14 protein-coding genes are annotated in these 12,517 nt (G+C 44.7%); 4 read left to right on the top strand and 10 right to left on the bottom strand.

Annotated features, from left to right (window positions below):
• Nucleotides 1-150: 150 nt before the first annotated feature.
• Entirely contained in the window at nt 151-366 is a 216-nt protein-coding gene (locus tag B6A14_RS03490) for a hypothetical protein (protein WP_087909072.1), read from the top strand.
• Between the two features lie 15 nt (nt 367-381).
• Here the strand turns inward: B6A14_RS03490 and B6A14_RS03485 are convergent, their stop codons facing one another.
• Together B6A14_RS03485 and B6A14_RS03480 are read right to left on the bottom strand one after the other, a co-directional pair.
• Nucleotides 382-681 carry a 4a-hydroxytetrahydrobiopterin dehydratase gene (locus B6A14_RS03485; RefSeq protein ID WP_087909071.1) on the bottom strand — a complete coding sequence of 100 codons (300 nt, stop codon included), beginning with the start codon at nt 679-681 and terminating at the stop codon, nt 382-384.
• Between the two features lie 14 nt (nt 682-695).
• A complete protein-coding gene (locus B6A14_RS03480) occupies nt 696-1,421 on the bottom strand; it encodes a pseudouridine synthase (RefSeq protein WP_087909070.1) in 726 nt (241 codons plus the stop codon).
• Between the two features lie 103 nt (nt 1,422-1,524).
• On the opposite strand from B6A14_RS03480, the gene B6A14_RS03475 reads away from it, so the two are divergent.
• A complete protein-coding gene (locus B6A14_RS03475; protein WP_087909069.1) occupies nt 1,525-2,058 on the top strand; it encodes a DUF2889 domain-containing protein in 534 nt (177 codons plus the stop codon).
• 30 nt (nt 2,059-2,088) lie between these two features.
• On the opposite strand, the gene B6A14_RS03470 is transcribed toward B6A14_RS03475, so the two are convergent.
• The 6 genes from B6A14_RS03470 to B6A14_RS03445 all read right to left on the bottom strand — a co-directional run bounded on the left by B6A14_RS03470 (nt 2,089) and on the right by B6A14_RS03445 (nt 8,136).
• Nucleotides 2,089-2,859 (bottom strand): SDR family oxidoreductase, encoded by a 771-nt coding sequence (locus B6A14_RS03470; protein ID WP_087909068.1) that lies wholly within the window; start codon nt 2,857-2,859, stop codon nt 2,089-2,091.
• Between the two features lie 20 nt (nt 2,860-2,879).
• The gene (locus B6A14_RS03465; protein WP_201721465.1) at nt 2,880-3,803 is read right to left on the bottom strand and encodes an MBL fold metallo-hydrolase; all 924 of its coding nucleotides are present in this window, start codon (nt 3,801-3,803) and stop codon (nt 2,880-2,882) included.
• A 1-nt stretch (nt 3,804) separates the two neighbouring features.
• A complete protein-coding gene (locus B6A14_RS03460) occupies nt 3,805-4,377 on the bottom strand; it encodes a lipocalin family protein (RefSeq protein ID WP_087909066.1) in 573 nt (190 codons plus the stop codon).
• Nucleotides 4,378-4,379: 2 nt separating this feature from the next.
• A complete protein-coding gene (gene msrP, locus B6A14_RS03455; RefSeq protein ID WP_087909065.1) occupies nt 4,380-5,342 on the bottom strand; it encodes a protein-methionine-sulfoxide reductase catalytic subunit MsrP in 963 nt (320 codons plus the stop codon).
• A gap of 68 nt (nt 5,343-5,410) precedes the next feature.
• Complete coding sequence (locus B6A14_RS03450) at nt 5,411-5,815, bottom strand: BLUF domain-containing protein (RefSeq protein ID WP_087909064.1); 405 nt, start codon at nt 5,813-5,815, stop codon at nt 5,411-5,413.
• 86 nt (nt 5,816-5,901) lie between these two features.
• Entirely contained in the window at nt 5,902-8,136 is a 2,235-nt protein-coding gene (locus tag B6A14_RS03445; protein WP_087909063.1) for an NADP-dependent isocitrate dehydrogenase, read from the bottom strand.
• Nucleotides 8,137-8,372: 236 nt separating this feature from the next.
• Between B6A14_RS03445 and B6A14_RS03440 the strand changes: the two genes are divergently transcribed.
• Nucleotides 8,373-9,566: an MFS transporter gene (locus B6A14_RS03440; RefSeq protein WP_087909062.1), complete on the top strand. Its 1,194-nt coding sequence runs from the start codon at nt 8,373-8,375 to the stop codon at nt 9,564-9,566.
• Between the two features lie 4 nt (nt 9,567-9,570).
• Here B6A14_RS03440 and B6A14_RS03435 read toward each other — a convergent pair whose 3' ends face one another.
• Nucleotides 9,571-10,614, bottom strand: a complete 1,044-nt coding sequence (locus tag B6A14_RS03435; protein WP_236635644.1) for a DUF6352 family protein — start codon at nt 10,612-10,614, stop codon at nt 9,571-9,573.
• A gap of 61 nt (nt 10,615-10,675) precedes the next feature.
• On the opposite strand from B6A14_RS03435, the gene B6A14_RS03430 reads away from it, so the two are divergent.
• On the top strand, nt 10,676-11,023 hold the full coding sequence (locus tag B6A14_RS03430; RefSeq protein WP_087909061.1) for an FKBP-type peptidyl-prolyl cis-trans isomerase: 348 nt from the start codon (nt 10,676-10,678) through the stop codon (nt 11,021-11,023).
• An 86-nt stretch (nt 11,024-11,109) separates the two neighbouring features.
• Here the strand turns inward: B6A14_RS03430 and B6A14_RS03425 are convergent, their stop codons facing one another.
• Nucleotides 11,110-12,096 (bottom strand): transglycosylase SLT domain-containing protein, encoded by a 987-nt coding sequence (locus B6A14_RS03425; protein WP_087909060.1) that lies wholly within the window; start codon nt 12,094-12,096, stop codon nt 11,110-11,112.
• Nucleotides 12,097-12,517: the final 421 nt, after the last annotated feature.

The following is a 12,517-nucleotide window of genomic DNA, read 5'->3' as shown; positions in this document are numbered from 1 at the left end:
CTCATTCTGAATCAATGAATTCAAGGGAAAGAAGTGCCTGGACAGTTTTTAGCAGGATTGGATAAACCTTCTACTTAGCCCCTAGAGCCTATTGAATCCTATTCAATAGAGAATTTATTTGCTATCCTGAAGACTCAATTAAGGATAAATATGACTGACAACGACCAAAACCAAAATGATGAAGATTTTGACTATGGCTGCGAATGCGCAATGACCTTGCTAAATGAGCCTACGGAAGATTGCCTAAACGACTTAATTGACGAACTCGATGAAGATGGAATGATTTCAACTGAGGTGGTTTACGGCCTACTCGCAACAATTTTAATGAGCATCAACGAAGAAGATCACGAAGGCGATGAGCATTAATTAGTAAGCGCTGTTTTAGCACATGGCTTCAATTGAAAATATGTCCATCGCTTTAGCCATCTGAATATCCAACTCTGTCAAACCCTTGCTTGAGTGCGTAGTTAAATGCACAGTCACCTTATTCCAAGAGTTTGACCAATCTGGATGATGGTCAATTTCCTCAGCATATTGAGCACTTAAGGTCATAAACCTAAAAGCCTGTTTAAAGTCGGCAAAAGCAAACTCTCGAAAGATCACTTGTTTAGCTTTATCTGGCGTCCATAAGGGAATGCTATTCTGAAAATCAAAATTGCTCGGTATCAATGAAGGTTTCATAAAATATGCTGGGTTTAAGAACTGACGCTTTGCGAGAGCCGCTTTAAATCATCTGGATATAACCAGCGCCACTGACCTTCCGCAAGATCTGCAGGCATGACATAAGCGCCAATTTCTACGCGGTGAAGCTTGGCAACATGATTACCAACCGCAGCCATCATTCGCTTGACTTGGTGATAGCGCCCTTCAACAATCGTCATCGCAAGTACATGTTCTGAGATCTGCTTACACGCTGTAGCATAACAAGGCTTTGGATCATCATCCAATACAACACCATTCAACAGGTGCTCCATTTGTTCTGAGGTAATGGGATCAGGCGTAGTGATTTCGTAAACCTTACCGATATTCTTTTTAGGGGTCGTCATTTTATGAATAAACTGACCATCATCTGAAATCAATAAGAGTCCAGTGGTATCGAAGTCTAAGCGCCCTACACATTGCAGGCCGCGCTCTACAAATGGGGCTGGTAACAAACTATAGACACTGGGATGATGGGTTGTTTTATGAGAGCACTCGTAATTGGGTGGCTTATGAAATGCGATATAGGCTTTTTCGTGATACTCCCAATCTTGCCCTTGGACATTTAAAATCAGTCCTTCCGTGGTAATACGCTCCTCAGGATCTTCGGCGAGAACATCATTCACCTTCACCATCTCGGCATAGACTAGATCGCTACAGTAGCGACGTGTTCCAAAGCCTTGGCTAAAGAGGATTTTTTCGAGGGAAATGGGTTTTGCCATATGTTGCACAGAATACTATAGAGAGCGCATATTTTCGATATCAAGACCCCTGAGATCTCAATTCATTATGATTGAGTATTCTCATTAACCACCAACCTCTGCCATGCTTTCTGATCCAAAACCACGTAAGCCGCTACATAAACGCGAAGTTACTTTTAACGGCTATTCACGAAAAGATGGTCTTTGGGACATTGAGGGCCACCTGAAGGATACTAAGTCACACCCCTTTGTTACGGGCTCAAGAACTTGGGCCCCTGGAGAGGCAATCCACGATATGTGGGTGAGAGTCACAGTGGATGATGAGCTCACTATCAAAGATATTGAAGTAGCAATGGATAGTCATCCTCACCCCGAGTGTCCACTAGTCATTCCACCAATGGATGCATTAATTGGTGCACGTATTGGCAAAGGTTGGCGCAAAACCATTGAGACTCATCTAGGTGGAATTAAAGGCTGCACTCACTTGCGTGAACTACTGAATAACATTGCCACTGCAGCCTATCAATCTATTCCGGGTGCACTCTTTGATCCCGATGAAAATAAACCGCCTTTATATTTAGGTAACTGCAAGTCTTGGGATTTTGATGGCCCAGTCGTCATGCGCGTCTATCCCCAGTTTTATCAGTGGAAAAAGTAAGGCAGCAGGTTTAAACCTTACCCTGCTTAATCACAACTCCCCACGATATAAGGTAGTGCCGGCAAATGATTGCTGAATAGGCATAATTTCAACAGCATTGACATTCATGTGCGCAGGTAAGGTTGCGGACCAGAATATTGTCTCGGCTACATCGTCAGAGCTAAGCGCCTCAACCCCTTCATACACTTTCTCTGCTTTTGCATCATCACCCTTGAAGCGAACATTCGAGTATTCAGTTCCTGAACTCAGGCCAGGCTCTACACAGGTGACGCGTAAACGCGTGCCTATTAAATCCGCACGCAAGTTGAGGCTAAATTGTTTTACAAATGCTTTGGTAGCGCCATACACATTACTACCAGGGTAGGGATATAGTCCTGCCACAGAGCCAACATTAATCACGTGACCACATTTTCGCTCGACCATGCCGGGCAAAAAAGCTCGCGTCATATGAACAAGACCTCTAATATTGGTATCAATCATTTGATCCCAATCAGCAATATTGGCTTGATGCGCTGGCTCTAAACCCAATGCAAGACCAGCGTTATTGACGAGAACAGTAAGCTTCGCAAACTCTTGAGGCAAAGACGCTGCTAAAGAATCAACCTGGGCGCTATTACACACATCCAATGCTAGGATGTAAAGCTTCTTCTGCTGCTCTGCAGGTAGCGATGCTTTGAGTGCCTCTAAGCGCTCGATTCTTCTACCGGCAGCGATGACCTTATGACCATGAGCCAAAAAACGTCGTGCAGTTGCCTCACCAAATCCAGCAGTTGCACCTGTTACTAAAACGGTATGTTCCATATCTCCATTAACTCCAATGATTAAGCTAGGTCTATTAACTTCAGATCTTCAAGCTTAGCAGCCCCTGACTTTACCAAAGCCTGAGGCAACCATTTACTGAAGTCCTCTAAATCCATATTTAACTGGTTTGCAGCGCTTTTTAGTGCTGGTGTATTGGCAATCCAATCATTAACTAAAGTAAGTTCTTTTGTACGCCACTCTATCAACTTGTATTTGAGCAACACTTTTGCGCCATGACGGGCATTGCGATCTGGATCAGAAGCCAAATAATCCAATCTTGATCGTGCCGTGGCTATTGATTTGGCAACATCTAGAAAGGGTTTGCCATGCCCCGGAATCACGAGACTTACGGGCAAACTCTCAATGAAGTCTAGGGTCTGAGCAACCTCTTCAAAACCAGGCTCACCCCAGAGCTCAGGGAAAATGACACCAAAGCCCTCTTCCCAAAGTGCGTCGGCAGAAATCAGAATACGATGATCTGGCTGATAGAACATCATGGAATGGTGATCATGTCCCGGAGCTGCCATAATTTGCCAAACATAACGACCAAGCAATATTTCCTGTCCGGGAATCAGCAATCCATCATGAGCAAAACGTGGGCACTCTTGCCCTAGATTTTGATAACTTAATAAATCTTCATTCCAATTGCTCACTGCTTTTTCTTCCGCAACTGGAATCAGAATCTCACAATGAAATGCTTTTGCTAGAGCGGCATTGCCACCGCAGTGGTCTGAATGGAGATGTGTATTCACTATTTTATTCAAACCTGATAATGAATTCTTATTCAGCGCATTGTGTACTAGATCAACCGTGAGATTTTCATGTGCGCAATAGCCAGTGTCTACGAGCGAAACATCTTGATCGCCAAAGTGAAAAATATTATTAGCAGAAAGCCAGCCTCTTTCAAAGACTTCAATCCCTGGAGGTAATAAACGGGTGGGCACTTTAATTTCTAAGATTGGCTTGTGGGGTTAACTCTAACTGACGAGTATCAAACTGTTGAACCTGCAGTCTCTGTAAAAGATCGTCATAGGTCTTTTTATCTAACTGCGGTGTTCTAGAAAGGATCCAGAGATATTGACGTCGAGGATCGCTTACTGCAGCCACCTGGTACTGAGAATCTAAATCAATCACCCAGTAATCACCCCACACCATGGGTAAAAAAGAAAGCCATGCTGGCGCAAATCGCACCTCTAGCTTAGGTGAATCTTTGGCACCGATTTGCCGTGCAGTACCCTCAGCATCCAAGAGTTCACCGTCAGCATTTTTGCAGCTATTGAGCACTTTGAGATTGCCATCAGACCTTACTGAATAAACTGCTTTGGTATTACTAATACATTTCCTCTGAAACCAGTTCGGAAACTTGGCAATTTCATACCAAGCACCCAAGTATCTCGGTACATCTAAAGCTTGGATCGTCTTTACTGAATCATCGCTTACTTGACCATTATTTTGACTATAAGCAGGCAAGCAAACCAAAAGGAGAAGACTGAATAAAGCGCCTTGTATTTTCATCATGCCTAATAGTACTTCTTCAGATCCATGCCAGCATACATGCTGGCGACTTGATCGCCATAGCCGTTAAACATCTGAGTTTTGATCTTCGGCGCAAACATCCCTTTTGCATCACCAATACGTCGCTCAGTTGCCTGACTCCAGCGTGGATGATCTACTTGAGGGTTTACATTGGAATAGAAGCCATACTCGCGTGCATCGAACTGGCTCCAGCTTGTTTTCGGCATTTCTTCTGTAAACCGAATTTTTACAATAGACTTTGCGCTCTTAAAGCCATATTTCCATGGAACCACGATTCGGACTGGTGCACCGTTTTGCTTTGGTAGTACTTCACCATACAAACCAAGTGTAAGAAGTGTTAAGGGATTCATGGCCTCATCCATACGCAAACCTTCGCGATAAGGCCAATCAATAATATTGCTCTTAAGTCCTGGCATTTGCTTGCGGTCAGCCAGAGTGATAAATTCCAAATACTTTGCAGAACCTAGAGGCTCTACTTTATTAATGAGTTTTGATAATGAGTAGCCGTCCCAAGGGATCACCATTGACCAACCCTCAACGCAGCGCATGCGATAAATACGCTCCTCTATTGGCGCCAGTTTCAATAGCGCATCAATATCTAGAGTGACTGACTTTTTCACTAAGCCTTCAATAGAAATAGTCCATGGGCGAGTTTGAAGAGTATGCGCATACTCGGCTGGGTCAGCTTTATCAGTTCCAAACTCATAGAAATTGTTATAGCCCGTTACATATTTATAGGGGGTTAATTCATCCTTGGCTGCATAAGCCTGATTGAGCACTGCGCTCAGTTTTTCTGGATTGGCAGCCAAGGCCTCTCTTGAAAACCAAGGGGCTAGCGCCATCCCGAAGCTGCCTGCAGCGGCAGCCTTGATGAGATTGCGGCGGTTCTCAAAAATAGCTTGGGGAGTGATATCACTCGGAAGAATTGTCTTATCAATAAAGCGCATGGGATACCCCGGTCAATGTAGTTATCTTATTTTGCTACCGATGGCAATTTATTGCTTGATACCTAATCTTATTGAGTCGCCCGCATCTTATTGATTAGTTCCAGACTATGTTTATCCATTCCACCAACTACCTCGGCTAAAGCTGGATAATCTTTAATTAAGGTATCGCCCCCATAAAACCGCAGTAACCAGGTCGGGAAGCTACGCGATGAAATTTCTCGAATCTCTAAAAGCTCAATCCGGTGATGACGCTTATCCTCTTGAATCCGCTTCCATACCTTCATTATATTTTGGCGCTCACCCTCAATCACTTGGCCAAACTGCTGATTGTCATACAGCAAGATTCCAGTAACTCCATGCTTTTGATTAAAGGCTCTAGCAGACTCTAATAAGCGCATCAAACCCAAAAAAGACATGTCTGAAACTGACTCACTTAAGTAACTGAGTTCAATAAGGTCTTGTGGTTTTGGCATAGATATTTCAATACTAACCTTTCAATAAAAAGGCAAACCCGCAAGTTTGCCTTTTATCGCTTGGCTTTATAGTCCTTATCTGCTGATTAAGTTCTGGCTGCCTTCAAAGCTGCATTGAAAGTGGCGCTTGGACGCATTACTGCCTTGCACTTTTCTGGGTCAACTGCAAAGTAACCGCCGATATCTACTGGCTTACCTTGGACTGCCTGGAACTCACTCACAATCTTCTGTTCGCTTGCCTGCAAAGATTTAGCTAAAGGTGCGAAGTAGGCTTGCAATTCTTTGTCTTCAGTCTGTGCTGCCAATGCTTCAGCCCAATACATAGCCAAATAGAACTGGCTGCCACGATTATCCAACTCACCAGTACGTGGAGAAGGTGACTTATTGTTATCTAACAATTTGCCAGTTGCCTCATCCAAAGTGCGGGCCAGGATCTTCACCTTAGGATTGCCTGTCTTGTCGCTGATATCTTCTAGAGATACCGCTAAAGCCAAAAACTCACCTAGTGAATCCCAACGCAAGTGGTTCTCTTCAACCAACTGTTGTACGTGCTTAGGAGCAGAACCACCGGCGCCTGTTTCAAAGAGGCCGCCGCCTGCCATTAAAGGGACGATAGATAACATCTTGGCGCTAGTACCTAATTCCATAATTGGGAACAAGTCGGTGAGGTAATCACGCAAGATGTTGCCAGTGACAGAGATAGTATCTTTGCCACGAATCACACGCTCAAGGGTATAACGCATTGCACGTGTCTGGGACATGATCTGAATATCCACGCCTTTGAGATCGTAGTCTTTCAGGTAGGTATTGACTTTCTTGATGAGCTCAGCTTCATGTGGGCGGTACTCGTCCAACCAGAATACTGCTGGAGTATTAGAGAGACGGGCACGATTCACGGCCAACTTCACCCAATCACGAATCGGCTCATCTTTAACTTGGCACATGCGCCAGATATCACCCTCTTCTACATGCTGCTCGAGCAATACAGTTCCGTCATCAGCAACAATACGAGCCACACCAGCCTCAGGGATTTCAAAAGTCTTATCGTGTGAGCCGTATTCTTCGGCCTGTTGGGCCATTAAGCCAACGTTAGGCACAGTGCCCATTGTCTTTGGATCAAAGTTACCGTGGGTCTTACAGAAATTAATGATTTCTTGATAGATACGTGCAAAGGTACTCTCTGGAATCACCGCCTTGGTATCGTGCAAGCGCCCATCAGCACCCCACATCTTGCCGCCAGCACGAATCATGGCTGGCATGGAAGCGTCAACGATCACATCACTTGGAGAATGTAGGTTGGTGATACCTTTAGCAGAGTCCACCATTGCCAATGCTGGGCGGTGCTCATGACAAGCATGCACATCGTGGATGATTTCTTCACGCTTGGACTCTGGTAGCGATTTAATCTTGTCATAAAGGCTACTCATACCATTATTGACATTGACGCCTAATTCTTCAAACAGCTTACCGTGTTTAGCAAAAGCATCCTTATAGAAAATCTTTACAGCATGACCAAAGACGATTGGATGCGAGATCTTCATCATGGTTGCCTTCACGTGCAAGGACAACATCATGCCAGTCTTATAAGCATCTTCGATTTCTTTTTCATAGAACTCGCACAAGGCTTTCTTACTCATGTACATACTGTCGATAATCTCGCCAGCTAGCAAGGAGACTTTTGGCTTGAGCACAATAGTCTTGCCACTCTTGGTCACTAGATCCATCTTTACATCGCAAGCTTTAGTCATTGTCATTGACTTTTCGCCAGTGTAGAAGTCGCCACCGTGCATATGGGAAACGTGAGTACGGGATGCTTGACTCCACTCGCCCATCGAATGCGGATGTTTACGAGCAAACTGTTTCACCGCATTTGGTGCGCGACGATCAGAGTTGCCTTCACGCAAGACGGGATTTACGGCACTACCTAAGCATTTAGAGTAACGAGCGCGAATGGCTTTTTCTTCATCATTCTTGGGATCATCTGGGAAATTCGGGATTTTGTAGCCCTTACCTTGCAACTCTTTAATCGCTGCAAGTAACTGAGGAACCGAAGCACTAATATTTGGCAGCTTAATGATGTTGGTATCTGGCATTAAAGTCATTTTGCCGAGTGCAGCCAAGTTATCAGGCACTTTTTGTTCGGCCGTTAAGCAATCAGAAAACTCAGCCAAGATACGTGCAGCAACCGAAATGTCGCTCTTCACAATCTCAACGCCAACAGGCGCTGTAAAAGTACGGATGATTGGCAGAAATGCACAAGTCGCCAAAAGTGGCGCTTCATCTGTCAGTGTGTAAATAATCTTTGATTTCTCTGAAGCCATTAACGTTTCCTCAATTTTGAAAAATTTACAGGGTTAGGTTTTTACCCAACCAGTCTCACATCCGCATTTTGCAAGCCGCTTTTAGCGCACCCATTGCCAACGAAGGGAGCTCTCTATTTTAAATCATCGGAGTCGGCAAAATTGCTGCTTTTATAGCCCAAATCCACCAATACCACCCTATTTAAGGGAATCCACCAAGACAACCAAAGGTCTGAATTCGCCGTAAACTCCATCTCATGCCCAACAAGCACCCTTTACTCAATAAAAATCTGGTGCTGCTCATTATTTGCCAGGGCCTATTCCTGACTAATAACGTCACCTTTATCGCCATCAATGGTTTGGTTGGCCTCAGCCTTGCACCTGCTAGCTGGATGGCCACCTTACCGGTCATGGGCTATGTAGTAGGTGCCGCGTTCTCCACCTCCATTGTTGCGAAATCCCAAAATTACTTTGGCAGAAAGATTTCTTTTCAACTGGGGCTACTGGTTGCCATGCTCTCCGCCCTGTTATGTGCCTATGCGGCCCTGAGTCAGAATTTTTGGCTCTTGGTAACAGGTACTTTTATTGCTGGCTACTACAGCGCAAATGGTCAGCTCTATCGTTTCGCTGCTGCTGAGCTCACTGAAACTAGCCAGCGCGATAAAGCCGTCTCCTGGGTTTTAGCAGGCGGCATTCTGGGTGCAGTCGTAGGCCCAAACCTTGCATCCTGGACACGCGATTTATTTGATACCGCCTTTTTGGGGGCCTATCTCACTCTATCGATTGCCGCCTGTATTGGTATCTTTGTGATGCAGTTCATTCACTTCCCGGAAGAATTCAAAACCCAGCATACACTTTCAGATGGACGCGCGCTCAAGAGCATTCTCCAGCAGCCCGTCTTTATGGTTGCCATTATTGGCGCTGCTCTTGGTTATGGTGTGATGAATTTACTCATGGCAGCAACGCCACTTGCAATGCAAATGTGTGGGCTTCCTTTTTCAGATACAGCCCTTGTTCTAGAATGGCATGTCATTGGCATGTTCGCACCAGGATTTTTTACTGGCTCCCTCATCCAACGTTTTGGCGCTCTCAAGATTATGGGTGTTGGAGTAGCCCTCAATTTGATTTGTATCTTAATTGCATTGAGTGGTGCAGATCTGCATCAATTCTTTATTGCACTTTTCTTGCTGGGCGTTGGTTGGAACTTTTTATTTACCGGCTCCACCTCCTTGGCGATGACTGCCTACAAACCCAATGAGCGAGATAAAGCTCAAGCAGCGATTAACTTTTTTGTTTTCGGGACGATGGCATTCACCTCATTTGGATCTGGCGCCCTGATTACCTCACAAGGCTGGAATATCCTCAACCTGGGATCACTCTTTCCTGTTTTTGTGACTGCAGCAGCACTACTCTGGCTGGCGAGTCAAAATCGGAAACTTAAAAATACTTAGAGCCTTAAGAAGCTTTTGCGAGCGGCAGGTTAAATAAGAGATTTTGGGGCTTTAGCTTAAGTTGTTGCTGCTCGTTCATAGCAATTGCCATATAGACTGGCTTGCCTGCCTGCGCTTTAGCTACAGCAGCCTCATCAATAAAGTCTAGACGGAACAGGCAGATTACCTTCTCAAGCTCATCAGCTTCAACAGTCTCCTTGTTGTAAAGCTTATTCAGTATCTCCGTTGCCGCAGCATCTAGACCCACATGCCATGACCACTTGGGATCGCTGATTTGCTGCATTGGAGTAATGCGCACTTTAGCCCCCAGAAAATGCTCAATCCATTTTTCTAGAACACGGCAAAAGTGATTGATGGGCTCATGTCCGAAGTTCAGCTGTACCGCAAAGTCAAAATTGGTATTTCGGGTCCAGTACTCGGCGGCGTTTTCTTCATACAAGACATCCAAGTCTGCCGACCGCATCGTCATCGATTTACCTTTTAATAAATCCATGATGTTGCCGGTATCTCCTGCTTGGGCATTACGAGAGACTGTCTCCTCATCTGCGCCCATCACAATGGAATCTTCCAGCACTGTAATCTTTTGGGTCCTAAAGAAAAGCTCGCCCATGCGCGCTTCCAAAGGATGAACTTCATCCCCCAAAATATGTCGCACAAAGATCTGCGCCAGTTGCGCTACAAATAAGGGAGGAACGTCAACGCCCTCACCTCTAAACAAGCTCATATAAAAACTCTCTAAAGAGCTTGCTGCCAATAGACGAGCTCGATAGCGCAACCAGACTCGATAGTTTTCTTGAATATCCTCATCGGCCATAGTGGCAATTTCAGCATCGGCAATCTCGCTTCGGGGGTTTTCCATCAAGCGCTGGTGCAAGGCTTTCTCAATAGCACAGGACTCCGGAACCAAGCTAAGCTCAGGCCTGAGCAAGTAGGTACGTAAAAAGTCATCTGTGACTAATAGCTGCCGGTCTGGGCTAATCAAAAGGGTGTTGTATGCGGAATTGGGCCAATAATTTGTCATGTCATAGAGCCAAATGCGGCTCACCATCAGAATCGATAAAGCTCAGAATATACTAGCCAATCAATTTGTGTGAAATAGGAAAAACATTATGAGTGAACTCAAAAAAATCGATACCGTTGTGGGCGACGGTAAAGAAGCGGTAGCTGGCAATCACGTTGACGTGCATTACACAGGCTGGCTCTATGACGAGAATGCGGCTGATCATAAGGGTCAGAAGTTTGATAGCTCATTAGATCGCGGCCAACTGTTTAGCTTTCCCCTGGGCGCTGGTCATGTCATCAAAGGCTGGGATGAAGGTGTTGCCGGCATGAAAATCGGCGGCAAACGTACGCTCATCATTCCTTCGGATATGGGCTATGGTCCTCGCGGTGCAGGTGGCGTTATTCCACCAAATGCAACTTTAGTATTTGATGTTGAATTGCATGGCGTTAACTAAGCACCATTAGATTCGTCTTGATGGAATGCAAAAGACCACCCGAGGGTGGTCTTTTTATTGATGCTGCAATTTAAATACCGCTCGAATTAAGAGCGCACATCCTTACCATTTGAGGTCAAACGATTTGCAGGACGAGTTTGGCACAGGCTGATGATGCGATTTCTTTCAGCCATGACTTTGTCAGCATAACCACCATCATGTTCAGCATTTGCAGCACCGACGTAGTACTTCAAACCATTACGCAGTGAGCCTGCTGTGGCGATGAGGTATTTCAGAATATAGGCGCCGATACGAATATTGACTTCAGGCTTCACGGCTTCAGTAGTGCCGCCATACAAAGCATATTTATCCTTGTGCACTGAAGTCATCACTTGCATCAGACCCTCAGCACCAGCATGACTCTTGGTGTTTGGGTTGAAGTTTGACTCAACAGAAATCACAGCCAATAGAAGCACTGGATCAATATTAACTTCCTTAGCAATCAAAATCGTATTCGATACATACTCTTCAATCTTGGCACGATCGAGTTTGTATTTCTGCTCAAAGAAATCCGCAACTAATCGTTGATTCTGGATTGAACTCATCAAATTACTATCTAGAGCCTGTGGATCAATCTTGGAGGTTGGAATACGGTCAGACAAATGAGAAATCGATTTCACCTGCACCTGCGCAACTGAAGGCATTAACAATGCAACAGTCTGCTGCTTGGCACTATTGAAGCCAGCTGAGTGAGAATTACCTTTGTTATAAATCACCGCAGCGATTTCAGAATCTACCATCTGGGTCGAACTGTCATTTGCGGTTTTGTATTGCTCGAGCATGCCAAAGCCATTGCTCCAAACAATATGGCGGGCTTCGTCGGGAACTAAGATGCGGGCTAAATCAAAAGCACCGGCATTGGTGCCGTTGCCAGAAAGCCAAAGACCTACGACCATGAATACACTAACAACCAGGATGCCATTGATCACCCGGTAAACCGGGGTCATAGCATGTGTCAGCAGATCTTTAGCGGCCAGGATTGCTGACGGCTGATCTTGCGTCTCACTTAAATTGTTCGTTAAACATTTACTCATCTATTTGTTTGCGTCACCCCAAAACCCTACTACCGATTTATGTTGCAACGCAATATCTAAAAAACATGGGTCATCCTAAAAAGGTTCTTATATCAAGTCAAGAATAAGAAAGATGTTTTCAATAACTTTTTGATCTCAAAATACGGGATCTCCCTTAGAGGCTTTCCAATATCAATATTTAATCTTTTTAAATCAATAACTTATAGAAGTTAGGAGGCACTAATTTCATACTATAAAAAAATGGCTAAATTCGGACTTTTTTACGATTTGAGATAAAAAAATGCTCTCAAAAACCATACATCTAGTGTTTTAGACTACCCCAGTTTCTACCGGTAGTAGCCACACCCAATTATTGCAAGGCATTATTTTTAAAGCATTTCTGTTTCATTACGGCCGGGCAAAGTCATGCGGAACTCTCTCT

Source organism: Polynucleobacter hirudinilacicola, assembly GCF_002192535.1.
Taxonomy (GTDB): domain Bacteria; phylum Pseudomonadota; class Gammaproteobacteria; order Burkholderiales; family Burkholderiaceae; genus Polynucleobacter; species Polynucleobacter hirudinilacicola.
Note: the sequence above shows the minus strand (reverse complement) of the source record. Positions and strands in the feature narration are given on the sequence as shown.

Excerpts from the sequence above, each read along its gene's own strand:
- B6A14_RS03490 (WP_087909072.1), top strand. The coding sequence starts at position 151 with ATGACTGACAACGACCAAAACCAAAATGATGAAGATTTTGACTATGGC.
- B6A14_RS03485 (WP_087909071.1), bottom strand. The coding sequence starts at position 681 with ATGAAACCTTCATTGATACCGAGCAATTTTGATTTTCAGAATAGCATT.
- B6A14_RS03480 (WP_087909070.1), bottom strand. The coding sequence starts at position 1,421 with ATGGCAAAACCCATTTCCCTCGAAAAAATCCTCTTTAGCCAAGGCTTT.
- B6A14_RS03475 (WP_087909069.1), top strand. The coding sequence starts at position 1,525 with ATGCTTTCTGATCCAAAACCACGTAAGCCGCTACATAAACGCGAAGTT.
- B6A14_RS03470 (WP_087909068.1), bottom strand. The coding sequence starts at position 2,859 with ATGGAACATACCGTTTTAGTAACAGGTGCAACTGCTGGATTTGGTGAG.
- B6A14_RS03460 (WP_087909066.1), bottom strand. The coding sequence starts at position 4,377 with ATGATGAAAATACAAGGCGCTTTATTCAGTCTTCTCCTTTTGGTTTGC.
- msrP (WP_087909065.1), bottom strand. The coding sequence starts at position 5,342 with ATGCGCTTTATTGATAAGACAATTCTTCCGAGTGATATCACTCCCCAA.
- B6A14_RS03450 (WP_087909064.1), bottom strand. The coding sequence starts at position 5,815 with ATGCCAAAACCACAAGACCTTATTGAACTCAGTTACTTAAGTGAGTCA.
- B6A14_RS03445 (WP_087909063.1), bottom strand. The coding sequence starts at position 8,136 with ATGGCTTCAGAGAAATCAAAGATTATTTACACACTGACAGATGAAGCG.
- B6A14_RS03440 (WP_087909062.1), top strand. The coding sequence starts at position 8,373 with ATGCCCAACAAGCACCCTTTACTCAATAAAAATCTGGTGCTGCTCATT.
- B6A14_RS03435 (WP_236635644.1), bottom strand. The coding sequence starts at position 10,614 with ATGGTGAGCCGCATTTGGCTCTATGACATGACAAATTATTGGCCCAAT.
- B6A14_RS03430 (WP_087909061.1), top strand. The coding sequence starts at position 10,676 with ATGAGTGAACTCAAAAAAATCGATACCGTTGTGGGCGACGGTAAAGAA.
- B6A14_RS03425 (WP_087909060.1), bottom strand. The coding sequence starts at position 12,096 with ATGAGTAAATGTTTAACGAACAATTTAAGTGAGACGCAAGATCAGCCG.